Source organism: Pedobacter sp. CAN_A7, assembly GCF_015752175.1.
GTDB lineage: Bacteria > Bacteroidota > Bacteroidia > Sphingobacteriales > Sphingobacteriaceae > Pedobacter.
The window spans coordinates 1-16702 of sequence record NZ_JADOUW010000001.1 but is presented as its reverse complement, the minus strand read 5'-3'; the positions used below and the strand labels follow the sequence as shown (position 1 = coordinate 16702).

The 16702-nt window shown below is 42.4% G+C and carries 15 protein-coding genes; 4 read left to right on the top strand and 11 right to left on the bottom strand.

Features of this window, described 5'->3' with window-relative positions:
- Window positions 1-68 precede the first annotated feature (68 nt).
- From IWX76_RS00075 to IWX76_RS00050, 6 genes are all read right to left on the bottom strand, one after another.
- Window positions 69-1007: a manganese catalase family protein gene (locus tag IWX76_RS00075; protein WP_196857818.1), complete on the bottom strand. Its 939-nt coding sequence runs from the start codon at window positions 1005-1007 to the stop codon at window positions 69-71.
- A 22-nt stretch (window positions 1008-1029) separates the two neighbouring features.
- Window positions 1030-1278: a hypothetical protein gene (locus tag IWX76_RS00070; RefSeq protein ID WP_196857817.1), complete on the bottom strand. Its 249-nt coding sequence runs from the start codon at window positions 1276-1278 to the stop codon at window positions 1030-1032.
- A gap of 99 nt (window positions 1279-1377) precedes the next feature.
- Window positions 1378-1629, bottom strand: a complete 252-nt coding sequence (locus IWX76_RS00065) for a hypothetical protein (RefSeq protein ID WP_196857816.1) — start codon at window positions 1627-1629, stop codon at window positions 1378-1380.
- Between the two features lie 5 nt (window positions 1630-1634).
- On the bottom strand, window positions 1635-3779 hold the full coding sequence (locus tag IWX76_RS00060) for a family 1 glycosylhydrolase (RefSeq protein ID WP_196857815.1): 2145 nt from the start codon (window positions 3777-3779) through the stop codon (window positions 1635-1637).
- A 29-nt stretch (window positions 3780-3808) separates the two neighbouring features.
- Window positions 3809-4915 (bottom strand): UDP-galactopyranose mutase, encoded by a 1107-nt coding sequence (gene glf / locus IWX76_RS00055; RefSeq protein WP_196857814.1) that lies wholly within the window; start codon window positions 4913-4915, stop codon window positions 3809-3811.
- Window positions 4916-4919: 4 nt separating this feature from the next.
- Window positions 4920-6065 (bottom strand): glycosyltransferase family 1 protein, encoded by a 1146-nt coding sequence (locus tag IWX76_RS00050; protein WP_196857813.1) that lies wholly within the window; start codon window positions 6063-6065, stop codon window positions 4920-4922.
- Window positions 6066-6303: 238 nt separating this feature from the next.
- On the opposite strand from IWX76_RS00050, the gene IWX76_RS00045 reads away from it, so the two are divergent.
- From IWX76_RS00045 to IWX76_RS00035, 3 genes are read left to right on the top strand one after another with little or no spacing between them, the layout of a single operon-like run.
- Window positions 6304-8076, top strand: a complete 1773-nt coding sequence (locus tag IWX76_RS00045; RefSeq protein WP_196857812.1) for a carbamoyltransferase family protein — start codon at window positions 6304-6306, stop codon at window positions 8074-8076.
- The gene (locus IWX76_RS00040; RefSeq protein WP_334640806.1) at window positions 8018-8983 is read left to right on the top strand and encodes a glycosyltransferase family 2 protein; all 966 of its coding nucleotides are present in this window, start codon (window positions 8018-8020) and stop codon (window positions 8981-8983) included. Before IWX76_RS00045 ends, IWX76_RS00040 begins: the two co-directional genes overlap by 59 nt.
- 1 nt (window position 8984) lies before the next feature.
- Window positions 8985-9968, top strand: a complete 984-nt coding sequence (locus IWX76_RS00035; RefSeq protein WP_334640803.1) for a glycosyltransferase family 9 protein — start codon at window positions 8985-8987, stop codon at window positions 9966-9968.
- On the opposite strand, the gene IWX76_RS00030 is transcribed toward IWX76_RS00035, so the two are convergent.
- Genes IWX76_RS00030 through IWX76_RS00010 form a run of 5 tightly spaced genes read right to left on the bottom strand, consistent with a single transcriptional unit; the run spans window position 9943 to window position 15996 of the window.
- Window positions 9943-11022: a glycosyltransferase family 9 protein gene (locus IWX76_RS00030; RefSeq protein WP_196857811.1), complete on the bottom strand. Its 1080-nt coding sequence runs from the start codon at window positions 11020-11022 to the stop codon at window positions 9943-9945. The two genes, IWX76_RS00035 and IWX76_RS00030, sit on opposite strands and share 26 nt — an antisense overlap.
- 1 nt (window position 11023) lies before the next feature.
- On the bottom strand, window positions 11024-12523 hold the full coding sequence (rfaE2, locus tag IWX76_RS00025; protein ID WP_196857810.1) for a D-glycero-beta-D-manno-heptose 1-phosphate adenylyltransferase: 1500 nt from the start codon (window positions 12521-12523) through the stop codon (window positions 11024-11026).
- The gene (locus IWX76_RS00020; RefSeq protein ID WP_196857809.1) at window positions 12486-13094 is read right to left on the bottom strand and encodes a D-glycero-alpha-D-manno-heptose-1,7-bisphosphate 7-phosphatase; all 609 of its coding nucleotides are present in this window, start codon (window positions 13092-13094) and stop codon (window positions 12486-12488) included. The genes rfaE2 and IWX76_RS00020 overlap by 38 nt, the downstream gene beginning before the upstream one ends.
- Window positions 13084-14991 carry a glycosyltransferase gene (locus IWX76_RS00015; RefSeq protein ID WP_196857808.1) on the bottom strand — a complete coding sequence of 636 codons (1908 nt, stop codon included), beginning with the start codon at window positions 14989-14991 and terminating at the stop codon, window positions 13084-13086. Before IWX76_RS00015 ends, IWX76_RS00020 begins: the two co-directional genes overlap by 11 nt.
- Window positions 14992-15003: 12 nt before the next feature.
- Window positions 15004-15996 (bottom strand): glycosyltransferase family 4 protein, encoded by a 993-nt coding sequence (locus IWX76_RS00010; RefSeq protein ID WP_196857807.1) that lies wholly within the window; start codon window positions 15994-15996, stop codon window positions 15004-15006.
- Window positions 15997-16355: 359 nt separating this feature from the next.
- Here IWX76_RS00010 and IWX76_RS00005 point away from each other — a divergent pair.
- The coding region (locus IWX76_RS00005) for a helix-turn-helix domain-containing protein (RefSeq protein ID WP_196857806.1) at window positions 16356-16702 on the top strand (347 nt) is incomplete at its 3' end.

The following is a 16702-nucleotide window of genomic DNA, read 5'->3' as shown; positions in this document are numbered from 1 at the left end:
TGCCTGTTTTCAAATTAACAAACAGACAAAACATATCAATTTGTAGAGGGAATATAGAAAGAGAATTATTATAATTTGTCGTACTCGCTCCACTGGTTAGCACCTGGAGGTGTAGCCGCTTTAATCTCCCCACTGCGTTCTGCAGCAAGCATTTCATCAGCATCAGCCACCGTATTCATGGTACGGTCTGTACCTTTAGCTTCAAGGGTCGTTAAGCCATCGGTTTCTTTGACTAAGGATAATGGATCGGCAATATATTGCCATCCTTCACCTAATTGAGAACTGGTTCCCTCATTCCAGGGACCGCGAGCTTCCTGACCTTTAGACAGGTTATAATAGGTATTGCTGTGACGGGGATCACTTTGTAAAATGCCTGGAGGAAAGTTTGGCTGAATAGTGGCCAATGCAGCCTCAAACATTTGATAATGTGCTACCTCCCTGGTCATCAGGAACCTTAACGTATCCTTCACATAAGGATCGTCAGTGTATTTCATCAAATATTCATAAACAATTTTCGCACGTGACTCTGCCGCCATGTTTGAACGCATGTCTACCGTGGGATCTCCATTTGCATCTACGTATTGCCCAGACCATGGATACCCATTTGAATCTGTTACCGTAGGACCGCCACCGGATACGGCAAAAAAATGCGGATTAATCATCGCTTCATGGATGTAACTTTCTTTAGAAGCTTTACCATCCAGCAAAGTAGAAATATCGTCTTGCTCAGAAGCATCTTTTAACTCACCGTTTATTCCAGTCAATAACATCTGAATGGTTGCACCAACAATTTCAAGGTGGCTAAATTCCTCTGTAGCAATATCCATCAGCATATCGTACTTATCAGGAAAGGGTTGTTTGCAGGTAAAAGCTTGGGTAAAATATTGCATGGCTGCCTTTAATTCGCCATTGGCACCGCCAAACTGCTCCAGCAACAGGCGTGCAAACCGAGGGTCTGGTTGAGATACCCTGGCATTAAATTGTAATTCTTTAGCGTGATAAAACATAATGTTACAGTTTAAGGTCTAGTTATTCTGCTTGATCGTGCCCTTCAGTTTTTACAATTTTATTGTAAACGCCTAAAAGTAGAAAGGGTGCCGCCCACTGGCCAACAAATAAGGCATTATGTTTCTTTCCCAGACACTTTAGCGTTAAGGATACACCCATAGAGGCTAAAGCTGCCCATAAAAATAAATCTGAAGGTATTTTGGCCGTTTGTTCCTCAATGTTTCTGGCTATCGGCCCTTCTTTGTGTTTTGAATTTTCCGTTGCGTCCATTTTATTTAATTTTAATTATAGATGAATTAACTAACTGTATGACAGTACAATACTATTTTTTGTTTATAAATTAATCATATCAGGTATTTATACTAAAGCTTATGTGGCTTTCCCTTTATGTTCCCAATGGTCTTTGATGACTTGGCCATCGGTTGAAACTTTTAAACGACGGGCATAACGTTCTCCTTTGACATTTCCCTTTTCATCTTTTTGACCCATAAATAAAAGTATGGGTCTGCCTTCAGCATCTGTTTTAAAGGATAAGTCATAGCGCCCGAATGTGGTTTCGACCATTGTGGAAGGTTCGTATACTTTATTTAATATTTTTAAGACTGGATCTTTTAATGTCATAAGTATCAGGATGCATATTTTTCAGAAAAAAAACGACTTAAAGCATGGTCTAAGGTGGGTAAAATCAAGCCATGCCTGCTGGTTAATGCGCTAAAGTTTGGCCGCATCGCTGGATAGCCTAATTCAGCAATAGGGATGGGCTGCAATAAAGAAGCATTATAATTTGCACGGAATGCGACGTCCTTCGCTAAATCGGACCAACTTACCGTTCCATCGTTTACCAGATGCCAGATGCCTTTCTCATCATCAATTAATAGATCTAAACTAGCATTAACCAGATCAGGCACATAAGTTGGTGAAACATAGACGTCGGAAGCTACTTTGACCTGCTCGCCTTTACCCAGAAAATCAAGTATATGAGATACGAAATTATAATTGTCCCAGGGACTAAAGAAAGCACTTGTTCTGATGACCAATGCATGGGGATCATTTGCCAGGACTTCCTGTTCGGCAATAGCCTTGCTTGCGCCATAAACATTTAAAGGATTCACAGGGTCGTTCTCTACATAAGCTTCCTTTTTCTCCCCATCAAATACCAGATCTGATGAAAAGGTCAAAAACTTAATTCCGTATTGACGACAGGCTTTTGCCAGTTTAACCGGCCCTTCTGTATTACTTAGAAAGCAGTCTTCAAACTCAATCTCAGCATCATCGACCCTAACGAAACCAGCGGCATTAATTATCGCCCAGGGTTTATACATTTCAATCGTTTCCGCAATTTGAGTTGGATTAACAAGGTTTAATTCAGCTCTGGTTAAGGAGATATGAAAGATATTTCGCTGCACACAAATTTTGGAAAATGCTTTACCTAAGGTACCTGTAGCGCCAATAATGAGTACAGGTGAAGTAACTTGCGGCTGCAATACCGAAAAATTTATAGCTTGCGGATATAGCAGCCGACCTTGCCGTTCCCACCAACCTTTTCCCTGCATTAAGGGATGTTTAAAATCCTCTCCAGCGGCTAAACTTTTAACCAGATTTTTAAGTGCTGTAGGTCTGGGTTCCAGGGAGCGAATATCATACACACCGCTCTCATAATTACCATGTGCCTGTGTTAACAACCGGTCCCAACCATAGGCGCCAAAAATAGACCAAATGGTAAATGCCTGAATAGCTATACCCTCAGATTTAAGTTTTTTTACGGCGTCCCAGCTTGATTTAATCCAACGTAACTGATCTTCGCGGCCACAATATAAATGTGCTTCTGTTACAGCTAGTGGTAAGTGGAACCTATTCCAGGCCTCACGCAATAAATTTGGCAAGCCATCCAAAGTGATATCGCCTGTCCGTACTGCTTCTACATCCGCATAAGCCTGTCTGCTATTGCCACCATGACTAGATACAGGATATTGTTCTAATCTTTCATCCAGGTAACGCTCGGAAGTAACATAATAGTTAAAACCAAGAATGTCTGGTGGCATGGCATGATCAATAAAAAACTGAAGCTCCATTGCTGTCAATCCGTTGTCCATGCAATAGCGCCATAAGGGATGCACAGGCGTTAGGCGACCACATAATAAGTCTATACCTAACCAACGCCTTTCATTTTCAAAATCAGCCTGGTATTTTAGGTTCTTTGTGCTATGTACCTTCCCCAGATCTTCGGTATGGATCAATCTGGCATTGGGGTTCACTTTTCTAATGGCTTCCATTGCCATGATCGTCGCCTTACACTCCTGATAGAGAATACGTAGAAACGAAACATCATTACTTTCATGCGGATGCCACAGGCCATATAAACCACAGAACCGCGCTGTAGTAAGTGGCTCATTAATAGGCGTATAATAAGTTATCCATGGGAAGCGCCTCGCAACCTCCGCCGCAAAGGCTGCTAAACCCTCAGCAAAATTAACCTCTTGCAGGTTAACAAATGACGGCCCACTGCCATGATGAACCAATCCGGCAATCACCTCTATGTTCCGTGCTTTCAGCTCCAGTAAATTTGCTTCGATCACCCCCCACTGTGGCGGTTGGTGCTGCTGTAGTTGGTGGTACTCCCATAATATCGGGTACCTTAACTTTTTAATGCCTAAATCGTCCAGCAATACCAGATCGTTTTTTCGATCATAATGCCCCTGATAGTGCAGCTGGTTAAAATATTGATCACCAACCCTGTTTATGGTACATTCAATTCCACCCCATAACTCCATGTCTGTACATTTATGCTAAACTGTAGACTTTAATTAACCAGGATCTCTTGATTGATTATTTTTTTATAAACAGTCAAGGCCTGGGCAACCACCTGGTCCATGTTATAATATTTATAAGTGGCCAGCCTGCCCACAAAATGAGTTGCTTTCATCTTTGAGGCTAGGTTATGGTATTTTTGATAAATAGCTTGGTTTTCGGCCTTTGGAATTGGATAATACGGATCTCCTACTGCTGTTGGAAACTCATACACCAGCGAGGTTTTATGATGTTTTTGCCCGGTAAGGTGTTTAAATTCCGTAATCCGGGTAAAGGCATAATCGTTTGGATAATTAATGGTTCCGGTTTCCTGAAATACCTCCTGATCCAGTGTTTCAAACTTAAAATCAATCGAGCGGTAAGGCAGTTTCCCGTATTTGTAGTCGAAAAATTCATCTATAGGACCGGTAAAAATCAGTTCTTTAAAGACAAGGTCGCCCACCACATCACGGTAATCAGTATTGAGCATCACATGAATATTTGGATGGTTTAACATTTTCTCAAACATTCGTGTATAGCCATGTTGCGGCATGGCCTGAAAAGTATCCGTAAAGTATCGATCATCAAGATTGGTTCTTGTAGGCACTCTTGCAGTGACTGATGCATGAAGTTCTGAGGGGTCAAGTGCCCATTGTTTTCTGGTATATCCACGGAAAAACTTTTCATATAATTCTCTTCCCACCACTGATACCACCACATCTTCAGAAGTCAATACTTCATTTTTCTTTTCTGCTTTTGATTCAAAAAACTCCTTCACCTCAGTGCTATTCAGGTTTAAACCATACAGTTTATTGATGGTATTCAGGTTTATTGGAATCGGTAATAGTTGTCCGTCAACATTAGCCAATACACGATGCTGATAATTACGCCACTCCGTAAACCTTGACAAATAGTTAAATACTTCTTTACTATTGGTATGGAAAATATGCGGTCCGTATTTATGAACCAAAATCCCGTGATCATCGTAATGGTCATAAGCATTTCCAGCAATGTGGTTACGCTTGTCAATGATCAGGACTTTTTTATTCGATTGGTTAGCGAGGCGCTCTGCTAACACACTACCGGCAAATCCGGCGCCAACAATTAGATAGTCGTACATATATTTAACTTGCTATGGAAATACTATGATCATTAATTTGATTCTGAATGTGTCTGTTCATTCTCTTATAAGTGTCATCCCAGGATATGGTGTATAAAAAATTATCTACACTTTTTAACCATTTTTTACGTCCCGTATGCGACAATTCGGATGTTATGGCTTCGATAAATTCCCCAGCATTTTCACCGATATGAACTAATTTTCTAATTCCATACGGCTTCACCACATCCCTAATAGGTGTGGATACCACAGGAACCCCGGCGGCCAGATATTCTGGCGTTTTGGTCGGACTAATAAACCGCGTTGACTCATTAAGTTGAAAAGGAATCAATGCCACATCCCATCCTGATAAATAATCGGGAAGTTCCTGATAACTTTTCTGCCCCAGATAGTGTATATTTTTGTTTCTAGGTAACACATCTTCTGCAATTTTGACCACTGGTCCAATGAGTATTATCTGCCAGTCCGGGCGCCGTATTGCAATATCCCTGATGAGTTCAATATCAAAACGTTCATCAATAACACCGAAAAACCCCAACTTGATGCCCGCGATATCGGCTTGATCAGCTGGAGCCACCTGACAAGATCTCGCTTTAGCAAAATGTTCTTTTTCTATGCTGCTTGGAAATGGATAGATATTGGCATGTTGTTGCTTTTTAGCTTCATAAAGAGAATAACCCCCAGTAAAAACTAAATCTGCTTTAGCCATGAGTTTTTTCTCAAGCCCGATGAGCTCCGGAGGTGCAAAATCAAAAGCAGAAAGCTCGTCCATACAATCGTAAATAACCATTCTCGGCTTATATTTTTCAGTAAAAGCTAATGCCATTGGCGTGTAATACCAAAAAGTCCAATCGTCAAGAACTCCGGCACCAAGAAAATCATCTAATAATTGCACAAGTATCTGATTAATGGTTTTTCCGTCTAAACCCTGTGGAAGATGGGGTACGACTATGTCCAGCTGCTTTGCTCTGCTAGAAATATCCAGGTATGCATCACCCACGGTGTCGAATATGGGCTCTTCAAAAAAGTAGACCTGCATGTCTTTAGCAAATCTGGATAGTAGGTGTTGTGGTCTTTGAAATACAAAATCCCATCTTAAATGGGAAAAACAAAGGAGGTGGCGAGGTGGTGAAGACATATTATTTTTCATTTTGTTTACGCTATATGGTCTATAGTAACAATCAGTGACAATTGATGATTACTGCTTTTTCAACAAGCCAATAGCTAACATTGTTTTTCACATAAACTACTCATTTTGTATGCGTTAAATCAAAATTAAATGAGTAGAAATACTCAATATACAGTGATAATACCTGATTTTAAACTTTCCAAATCAATTGTATATGTGGTTCGTTTAACTATCACATGCCCATCAAAAATCACTTTAAATGTATACACTTGGAATTAACGCGGTTTTTCATGATTCTTCCGCATGCATTATTAAAGATGGCCAGCTTCTGGCTGCTGTAGAGGACGAAAGATTCACACATATCAAACATGGAAAACGTCCGGTTCCTTTTTCCACTTACGAACTACCTTTCCATGCCATTGACTATTGTCTGCAGGTTGCTGGCATACACCTGAAAGATGTTGACCATATTGCCTATTCCTTTAACCCTTACTTAGTGATACCTAAATCGCAGGTGAATGCTACTTCGATTAAGATTCCATTTTATCCTTCACTAGAGAATCAGGTTGTAGATAATTCATGGGATAACCTTTTTCTATCCTCCATCCTGAATGCGCCTGCGCAATTGGTAGATGGCTACCCTCACCATTTGCAAAACAGATTTAAAGGAACTACAGAAAATGACTGGCAGTGGCATTTTGTAGAACATCATATTGCGCATGCAGCCAGTGCTTTCCTTCCTTCACCGTATCCGGATGCAGCAGTAATTACTTTAGATGGCAGGGGTGAAATTGCCACTACTACCTATAATGTTGGTCATGGTACTACGCTCGATAGATTAGGTCAGGTTAACCTGCCTCATTCATTCGGACTTCTCTATGAGAAACTAACCACCTATTTAGGTTTTCTGCATTCATCAGATGAATACAAAGTCATGTCACTTGCTTCTTATGGAAAACCAGCGTTTGTAAATGACTTCAGAGAAATTATCCAACTAGGCAACCATGGGCAGTATAGCATCAAACAAGAGCCTTTTGAAGAATGGTTTGGCCCTGCACGCAACAGAGATGACGCCTTTACCAGCCACCATTTTAACCTTGCCCATTCGCTGCAAGTGGTTCTGGAAGAAAGTGTTGTAGAAATATGCAACTGGCTTCAGGAAACCACACGAGAAGATAATTTGTGCCTCGCTGGTGGTGTAGCACTTAACTGCGTGTTAAACGGCCGTATTCGGGACCGCAGTCGATTTAAGAACATTTGGGTACAACCAGCTGCCGGTGATTCAGGAACTGCCTTGGGTGCTGCCCTTTGGGTGGATACTAAAGAACGTAAACATGCTGCCAGATCATTCACCATGAACCATGCCTACTGGGGGCCTGAATTTACAGACCAGGAGATTGAAAAATTTCTTAACTGGGCCAAAGTACCCTATCACAAAATGGCTGACATTGCTGTGGAAACGGCACAGCTTTTATCAGAAAATAAGATTGTTGGATGGTTCCAGGGCCGCATGGAGTTTGGGCCCCGGGCATTGGGAAGCCGTTCTATCCTTGCCTCCCCGATTGATATGGAAATGCAAAGCCGCTTAAATGAAGTGAAAGATCGCGAAGATTTCCGTCCCGTGGCTCCCGTTGTATTGGAAGAGGATGCCGCTGAATGGTTTAATCACGCCCAAAGTTCTCCATTTATGCTTTTTATTTATGATGTTTCTGAACACAAAGCCGGACAAATTCCCGCCGTCACTCATGTGGATGGCACGGCACGCATTCAAACCATCAACGAAACTCAACATCCTGCTTATTATAAGCTGTTAAAAGCTTTTAAAGAGAAAACCGGAGTTCCTGTTTTAGTCAATACTTCTTTTAATACCCTGGGTCAACCCATCGTATGCAGTCCCCGTGATGCCATCGCTTGTTTTTGGAGTTCACCTTTTGATGCCCTGGTTATGGGTTCTTTTTTAATTGAAAAATATCATGATCGAAAAAATCACAGTGATCATTCCTACTTACAAAAGACCCAGGCTATTGATTAGGTGTTTGCAAGCACTTGAAGCACAATCGATCAATAAAAATGATTATAAGGTCATCGTGGTGAGCGATGGCCCTGATTTAATTACAAAAAATATTATCGAAAACTGGTTGACTTCTGTAAACCTCCACCTTAACTTCCTGCAGATCGAAAAAGGAGGCCCGGCAGCAGCACGGAATCATGGCTGGAAACAGGCAAAATCGCGCATTATTGCCTTTACAGACGACGATTGCGTTCCCTCGCCTCATTGGCTTGCTGCCTTCCTGCATGCTGAACAGGGTCAAACATTTATCGCTTACACCGGACAAACCCGCGTTCCTTTACCAGCAAAGAAAACCGACTTTGCCATTAACCTTGCGCACTTAACGCAGGCAGAATTTATTACAGCCAATTGTGCCTGCACACGAGCTGCTTTACTACGAGTTGGTGGGTTTGATGAAAGGTTTAAGATGGCCTGGCGTGAAGACAGTGATCTTCAATTTAAATTCATCCGTAACCTGGTAGAAATTGTGAAAGTAGATCAGGCCCTGGTTATACATCCCGTAAGGGCAGTTCCATGGGGCATCAGCCTAAAAGAACAAAAAAAAGGCTTGTACGATGCGCTGCTTTTCAAAAAATATCCAGATTTATACCGCCAGAAAATACACTCTTCCATTGGCCGATATTACTTCATGCTGCTTTTTTTAAGTTTACTCCTGTGGTGCATCATACAGCAACATCAATACTTAGCTGTCATCAATGCATTGTTATTTACACTGCTTGTTGGTCAATTCATTGGCTTACGGCTGCAAAACCGGCATAAATCTTTTAGTCAGGTTACAGAAATGATCATCACCTCTTTTTTCATCCCTTTTCTTTCCATTTTCTGGCGGGTATATGGATCTGTAAAATATCGCATAGTCTTTATATAATATGATAGATTCAACAGTAAAAACAATCGCAATTTTCCGAGCCCTACAATTGGGGGATATGTTATGCGCTATTCCAGCTATCCGGTCTTTACGTAAAGCACATCCTTCGGTACATATTACCTTAATCGGGTTACCCTGGGCAAAAGAATTAATACCACGTTTTCCTAATTATTTTGATGATTTCATCGCCTTTCCAGGTTACCCGGGTTTACCAGAACAGAACTTTAACCAAACATTATTTGATACTTTCTTAAAACGTGTACAAGCACATCAATTTGATATGGTGTTGCAAATGCAAGGAAACGGCACCATTGTTAACCAATTACTCCAAACTTTCGGTGCACGGTATGTCGCAGGATTTTCTCCAACTCCTCAGCCATTAAACCCTGGTTTATTTTTCATGCCTTACCCAAACCATGGACACGAAATTAACAGACACCTGGAGCTCATGGCTTTTCTGGGTATACCTTCAACAGGTACAGACCTGGAATTTCCAACAACCAAACAAGATGAAGATGATTTTCATCAACTTAAATTACCAGTAAATAATGGACGCTATATAGTTATCCATCCCGGGTCGAGGGGTAACTGGCGACAATGGCCCTCACTTTATTTTGCGTCGTTGGGCGACTATTGCCAGAAATCTGGTTATCAGGTGGTTATTACAGGCACTAAAGATGAAATTCCAATCATTAATGAAGTGATTAAACTCATGAAATATCCACCCATCGTTGCCGCTGGCAAAACCACCATCGGTTCAGTAGCCGTTTTAATCGATCATGCTTATGCTTTAATTGCTAATTGTACCGGTGTCTCTCATCTGGCATCAGCGCTGGCCACTCAAAGTGTGATCATCAGCATGGATGGGGAAACAGAACGTTGGGCTCCTCTTGACAAAAACCTACATGCCACCATCGACTGGACGAAAACTACAGATTATCATGCCGTGTTAAAAGAGGTTACTGCGTTGTTTTTCCGGTTATAGTTTTCAATGCTAAAAGTATTTCATCAGGCTCGGGAAAAGGAGCCGCTGCCGAATAAAGCTGTTGATCAACCCACCGCAGCACTTCATTCCTGCTTTTTAAATGGGCAGGTACACCGTATGGCAATACCTTATGATCCACTAACCAGGGAATATGCTGTGGATTGGTCTGCGCATATAAAACCACTACTGGTGTTTGCACTGCACTAGCCAGGTGTACAGTGCCGGTATTTACAGAAACTGCCGCTTTTGCATTTTCAAGCAAAGCTGCAAATTCATCTAGTGCCAGCAGTCCGGCAATGGGTGTACACCCCGTAGCTTCGGCAATAGCCCAGACCAACCCTGCTTCCGACTTATTGCCACTAAGAAGGACGGGCAGCGATTCTTGCGCACTTAACTTTCTTGCCAAGGCGATCCACCGTTCCTTGGGATATTTCCTTTTTTCTTCGCTTACGCCGGGATGTAACACATAATAGTTCTTTGCTGTAATGGCAACCCCAGTTTGCTTCATTTTCATTTGTACTTGTTCAAAGAGGCCAGGTTGCAGCTTAATCTTCAGCCGCTCATCCGTTGTGTATGCAGAAATGGCGGCCACAAGGTCTAAATCTCTTGTCACCTGGTGTTTAATTAATTGGTAAGGTTCAGGATCTGGAATCCAATGGCTTAGCAGGTGATAAGGATTTTCGCGGCAATATGCCAGACACAGTGGAATGGCCGATAGATAAGCTAGCAAAATGGCGGGCATAGGATTCTGACTGTACACGGTGAAAATAACACAGCCATCAAAGGTCCGCTCCCGTAGCTTAACCAATAAATTTAGGTAAGCCCCCGGGTCATGCGCTTCATCATTTTGTACCCATGGCACATCCACCACCAAAAATTCATCTATTTCGGGCAATAAAGTGTTAAGCCCTTGCGCCTTCGTTGATGTTAGCAGAGTAATTTTAGCGGAAAATGTTTCTTTTAGCGCCCTGATTGCCGGCGTGGAAAGCAATACGTCGCCCATGTTATCTGCCCTTACCACAAGGATGTTGCGACAAGCCTTCCACCCCTCCATATTAATTCAATAAGGATAACTTCCGGCGTGCCTGATCATCCATCCGGCTAATTACCTCTGTAGTAGATTGATTTGAAACATAAGGAAGAAAGGCTATTTCACACCCAAGTTTGCGGAGGGTTTCCGCTTCCGGAAGCAACCTGTTTTCATAATCTCCTCCTTTGACAAATACATCCGGCTGTATCATTTTTAAGAGCGAAATAGGGGTATCGTCTTTTACGGACCCAAAAGGGATAACATGATCTACGCAGGCTAAAGCGGCAAGCACAGCGGTCCTGTTTGGCAAGGTATTAACCGGTCGGTTATTTCCTTTTAATCGCCTGATGCTCTCATCCTTATTCAAGCCAACCACCAGAATATCACCCAATTGTTTAGCCTGATGGAGGTAACTTACATGTCCGCTGTGCAGAATATCAAAACAGCCGTTCGTAAATACAATTCGTTTTCCCTGTGCTTTATACTTTTTAAAAGTCTCTCGCACCAGTGTTGCGGACACCATAAATTTATCTGCCTCACCGTAAACTTCCTGCAATTCTGACAACGTGCATATCGAAGTATGCTCTTTTTCTATCCCAATGCTGGCGGCCATGGTTGCCAATTCTGCCAACTGTTCCATTGTTGCACCGCTGAGCAGGGCCAATAAAGCGGCACTGATATAAGTGTCGCCAGCCCCACTAACCTGCTGCCGGCTCATCACCGCAGGTGCAACACTTTCGTAAACGCAATCAGCGCCGTTAAACAACATGGAACCCTCACTATCAAGAGTCAGTGCCGTAACCTTCGCCTGCCCCAAACGAAACAATTCCTGGCCATAAGGCCTTAACTGCGCTTTTCTATGATCAGCCTCAAAAGATAAACCCAAAAGTTTTATGGCTTCTTCATAATTTGGCTTGATCAGATCGGGTTTTAAACCTGAGAAAGCTTCAATCCGCTTCGAATCTACAGCTATAATTTTTTGCTTTCCTGCTTTCAGGTTTCCCAGACAATTGATAACGCCACTGGTGATGATGCCTTTCCCGTAATCAGCGATGATAATAGCATCACACTGATCATATACATATTTAATGTGATCAAGGTATATGGTTTCTGTATCTGCAGTCAGTGGTGTGATTGTACCTTCATCATAGCGTAACAATGTTTGTCGGGGCGTAGAAATCCGGGTTTTCAGTAAGGTCGTTCGTTGGAGATCTGAAATCACTAGCCTATCAGGCAAACCTGCTTTTATTAACAATTGCCGTCCCATTTCGCCATGCTCATCACTCCCAATTACGGTGCAAAATATCACTTCACAACCCATAGCGCAAAGATTAGCTGCCACATTAGCGGCACCTCCTAGGCAATAATGTTTATGATGTATATCAATAACGGGTACAGGTGCCTCGGGGGCAACCCTGGTACAACTGCCTTCAAAATAAGCATCCAACATAAAATCGCCTATCACCAATACCTGGTGGTTCTTAAATCTAGCGCTGAGCTGCTGGTAATCCTTTCTCATCTTCATCCGTTCTTTTAATTTTGTTTAAAATGTACTTGGCCGCCGCATCAATGTTGTCAACCAACGCATCAGGTATACGCGCTGCATTCATTTCCCAGACAGTTTCATTACCGTTGTTAATCAATATGGCTCTGCAACCTGCCCTATGCCCAGCTTCAATGTCATGCAGAATATCACCAATCATCCAGGATTGGGATAGGTCAATCTGGTGATCAAGTCCTGCTTCTAAAAGAAGTCCAGGTTTAGGTTTACGGCAGGAGCAATCTTGCCTGTATTCCGCGATTTCACTTTCCGGATGATGAGGACAATAATAAAAACCAGCTAAACTCAAACCCTTAGCTTGTAATAAGCTTCTAATTTTATGCTCCACGTGTAACAAGTCATCATGATCAAAAAAACCTCTGGCAATACCCGATTGGTTCGATATGATCAACAACATAAAACCTTCTTCTTGCAGGGCAATTAAACCATCGATGGTATTGGCCGACAATGAAATTTTATCGGGGTCAACGTTATAGGGCCGATCAGGGATCAAAGTCCCATCTTTATCCAGAAATATGGCTTTTCTAACTGCCATAGTGCTGTTGAACTTTGTTGTTAATAATTACTTTAAATGGAAAACTTTCGCTGGCAGCTGGTTTCTGTACTGGTTGTTCGCCAAACATCCTTTTCTCAATCAAGCCGCAAAGCAGATGAACCAGGTGCAAATGAACTTCCTGAATACGTTGGGTACTAGGAGAAGGAACAATTAAATTCACATGACCCAGGCCTGCAGCCTCGCCTCCATCTTTTCCCAGCATGTTGATGCAAAACATACCTTGTTTTCGTGCTGTATGGAGTGCTTTGATAATATTAGGTGATTGGCCACTGGTGCTTAAACATAATAAAACATCACCTTCATTTCCATAAGCCTGAACCTGACGGGCAAAAATCTCTTCAAAGCCGAAATCATTTGCCCAAGCCGTTAGCAACGCATTGTCGGATGTTAAAGCAATAACTGGTAGTGCCTTTCGGTAAGGTATTTCAAACCTGCCGAGTAATTCTGCAGAGAAATGCTGACTTTCAGCAGCACTCCCACCATTGCCGCAAACCAAAATCTTGCCGCCATCCTGCAGGGCTTTACTCATCATTGCCGCAGCTTCACATACCTGATTACTCAAGCTAGCAGCAGACCTGTTAAAAGTGGCAGCAGCATCTTCGAAGGCCTGGTTGATCACCTGCAGTTCTGCTTCGCGTTGGCTGTCCTCCTCTTTGACAATCAAACCCTGGTATAAATCCAGCATCTTTGCCGCTACCTTTTCCCAAGTAAAATGTTGATGAACATGTTCTAAGGCCAGTTTACTCATGTGTACTACCAGACGTTGGTTATTTACCAGCAGTGAAATACGGTCAGCAAGCAGTGCCGGCTGTTTTGGGGGCACTAAAAACCCTGTTTTTCCATCAACAACGGTATGTTTTATGCCACCTACATTGGATCCGATCACGGGTGTACCACAGGCCATAGCCTCTAATGGGGTAATACCAAAAGGCTCATACCAGGGGGTAGTGATAAAGACATCTGCAGCAGCATAAAAATTTTGGAGCACTGCCCTGTCCTGACGGCCGTAAAAAATAACCTGTTCCTCCAGTCCCAACTGGCTTACTAGCGTTTTTAAACGGCATAATTCATCATGTGGTTCTCCAGCCTCACCTCCTACAACCATCAGCTTCACCTTTTTACCGGGCGTATGTAGTAATGGCAGGGCTCGGATAACGTTGTCAATTCCTTTACGTGGTACCATACGTCCCAGTTGTAAAATCAAAACATCCTGTTGCTGCAGGTTTAGCCGTAGTTTAGCCATGTTTTTATCCCCCGGGAAAAATTCATTTGGATTAAAGCCGCATGGAATAATCGCCAGTTTTGCAGGATCAGCGTGGTATTCATGGAGCAGGTCTTCAAAATCTTGTGGACATTCTGCGATGATACGGTCAGCCTCCCTAACTATTGCCTCTTCAATAACCAATCTCTCTGGAGGAAATTTATCTTGTTCTTTTTGATAGCGCATCCGGATATGCCCGAGAGCGTGAAAGGTAATTACAAATGGAATATTTAACAGTGTTTTAAGCCGCATGGCCACCAGGCCCGACATCCAGAAATTAGCATGAATAAGTTGATATTCCAGTTGCTGACTTGCGATAAATGCCAGCATATCTTGTTTAAACTCTTCCATCAATCCTAGAAGTTCTTCCTTGGCAATCCATTTCACTGGTCCAGCCTGAACATGGATAACCCGAACGCCTGGATGATAGTTGACCACCCTGGGTAAATTAGCATCTTCCCATCGGGTATAGATATCAATATCATATTCTTGATGAGCAAGCTGAATGGCCAATTGCCCAACATACACATTTTGTCCGCCAGCATCTGTCCCACCTAAAGATGCTAGTGGCGAGGCATGTTCGCTGATCATTGCAATTTTCTTTTTCATCATCATTTGATTTAGCGGTCAGGGCAATATTTTCGTGTATTCAGAAGCATAGTCGCCATCGATCACATGCTGGAACAAGGCTTCCCATTCTTGTGTAAACCGATTAATATTAAACTTTTCCAGTGCAATTTCTCTGGCGTGTTTGCTCATCGCCATTGCTGCAGAATGATCGTCTAATAAGAATTTCATCCGTTCAATAAGGTAATCGACGTCGGTGTGAATAAATCCCGAGTGCCCATCTTTTATAGCAACAGCCATCTCCGTAGTCGCCAGGCCAACAATAGGCATGCCCAGTGCCATGGCTTCACAAACCGCTAAACCTAAGCTTGTATAGCGGATGGGGTTAAACAGAAAGCGGTACTGACTCATAAATGCAGGCAAATTGGGATGTAACACTTCGCCGATACCATATTCTTCTGCCCCCATACCAACCACGTCTAAAGGAATATGCTTACGTACTTCGTTAAATATATCCAGTCCGAGCAAGCGGCCTCTGGTTGGCAAATTGTTGATGACCACCAGGCCGCGGTTCAAGGTTCCAGTATAGGTTTGCGCTGGCATAGTCACACCATGCATAATTACACGAGCGGTGAGGTGATGGTTATCCCACATGAGTTGGTTAAAATGTGTTACGTGAACAAGGATAACATCAGGATCATTTAAAGGATGGCGGCTATTGGTAGGATGCCCCCATGGTGGGTCATGTTCCAGGTAAACCCTGGGAAGTTTACGCTGACTTTCCGAAAGAATTTCATACTGGTCTTCAAAATAATTCTCATCGGTCTGAAAAAGGATCAAATCGAACTCCATATTTTTAACCTCAGCAGCAGGAACCTCCACAACGTTATCACCAAATGGAAATGTTTCCCCGCGTCCATAATAACCCGTTGATTTTTCATCCTTAACCGGAATGTAAAGATCATAATTTCCCTGCGACAGGTAAAACAGATAGCTACCATGAATATGCCAGGTAAAGACACGAAGTTTTGGTCGGCTTAGCGTACTTAACATAAAAGATCCTTTAAATTTCGCTTAAACCTATTAACGTTTCCATCTGCTGACTGATTTAATTAAACGTTTACAATCACCGCTTATTAATGAAAAATGGCGATTCGTTAATTGTTAAACAACTTTACTAATAAGGAGTTAGCGGAGGAAAAGGTTTAAAGAAACGAACGGTTTTATGAAAATAGAGTGTATATACGGACCGTGAAATAGGTACTTTCCACCTTTACCACAAAGTATTAAAACAAAAAAGGCTACAGCGTCGAATTGCAATGCCCCCAAAAAGTTAGACACTTTCTGGGGGCATTTTTATGATAAAGAAAAAGAAACACAGTTTTGAATTCAAATTAGATTGCTTAAAACAAATGATGGAACACCATCGTTCCGCAAACTCAATCGCTGAAGAATACGGAATATCATCCTCTTTGATTGAAGATTGGCTTCTGGCACACAAACATCTTGGGGCATTGGGTTTGCTTCCAAGAAGAGGGAAACGGAATTTTAGCTCATCCTTTAAGTTGAATGTACTTCAGGTAGTTCGAGAAGAAAACTTATCTTTAAGGGAGGCTCGCATACGCTTTGACCTTTCCAGTGATGCCATGATCCTTGGTTGGCGGAAAAAACTGGATAAGTTTGGATTGGTAGGATTGGAACCTCGTGCTAAAGGTAGAAAACCGATGATTAACAAAGAGAACCAACCCCATAAGCGGAA

Excerpts from the sequence above, each read along its gene's own strand:
- rfaE2 (WP_196857810.1), bottom strand. The coding sequence starts at position 12,523 with ATGAAGATGAGAAAGGATTACCAGCAGCTCAGCGCTAGATTTAAGAAC.
- IWX76_RS00035 (WP_334640803.1), top strand. The coding sequence starts at position 8,985 with ATGATAGATTCAACAGTAAAAACAATCGCAATTTTCCGAGCCCTACAA.
- IWX76_RS00045 (WP_196857812.1), top strand. The coding sequence starts at position 6,304 with ATGTATACACTTGGAATTAACGCGGTTTTTCATGATTCTTCCGCATGC.
- IWX76_RS00020 (WP_196857809.1), bottom strand. The coding sequence starts at position 13,094 with ATGGCAGTTAGAAAAGCCATATTTCTGGATAAAGATGGGACTTTGATC.
- IWX76_RS00075 (WP_196857818.1), bottom strand. The coding sequence starts at position 1,007 with ATGTTTTATCACGCTAAAGAATTACAATTTAATGCCAGGGTATCTCAA.
- IWX76_RS00050 (WP_196857813.1), bottom strand. The coding sequence starts at position 6,065 with ATGAAAAATAATATGTCTTCACCACCTCGCCACCTCCTTTGTTTTTCC.
- IWX76_RS00030 (WP_196857811.1), bottom strand. The coding sequence starts at position 11,022 with ATGGAGGGGTGGAAGGCTTGTCGCAACATCCTTGTGGTAAGGGCAGAT.
- IWX76_RS00070 (WP_196857817.1), bottom strand. The coding sequence starts at position 1,278 with ATGGACGCAACGGAAAATTCAAAACACAAAGAAGGGCCGATAGCCAGA.
- IWX76_RS00040 (WP_334640806.1), top strand. The coding sequence starts at position 8,018 with ATGATCGAAAAAATCACAGTGATCATTCCTACTTACAAAAGACCCAGG.
- IWX76_RS00065 (WP_196857816.1), bottom strand. The coding sequence starts at position 1,629 with ATGACATTAAAAGATCCAGTCTTAAAAATATTAAATAAAGTATACGAA.
- IWX76_RS00010 (WP_196857807.1), bottom strand. The coding sequence starts at position 15,996 with ATGTTAAGTACGCTAAGCCGACCAAAACTTCGTGTCTTTACCTGGCAT.
- IWX76_RS00060 (WP_196857815.1), bottom strand. The coding sequence starts at position 3,779 with ATGGAGTTATGGGGTGGAATTGAATGTACCATAAACAGGGTTGGTGAT.
- glf (WP_196857814.1), bottom strand. The coding sequence starts at position 4,915 with ATGTACGACTATCTAATTGTTGGCGCCGGATTTGCCGGTAGTGTGTTA.
- IWX76_RS00015 (WP_196857808.1), bottom strand. The coding sequence starts at position 14,991 with ATGATGATGAAAAAGAAAATTGCAATGATCAGCGAACATGCCTCGCCA.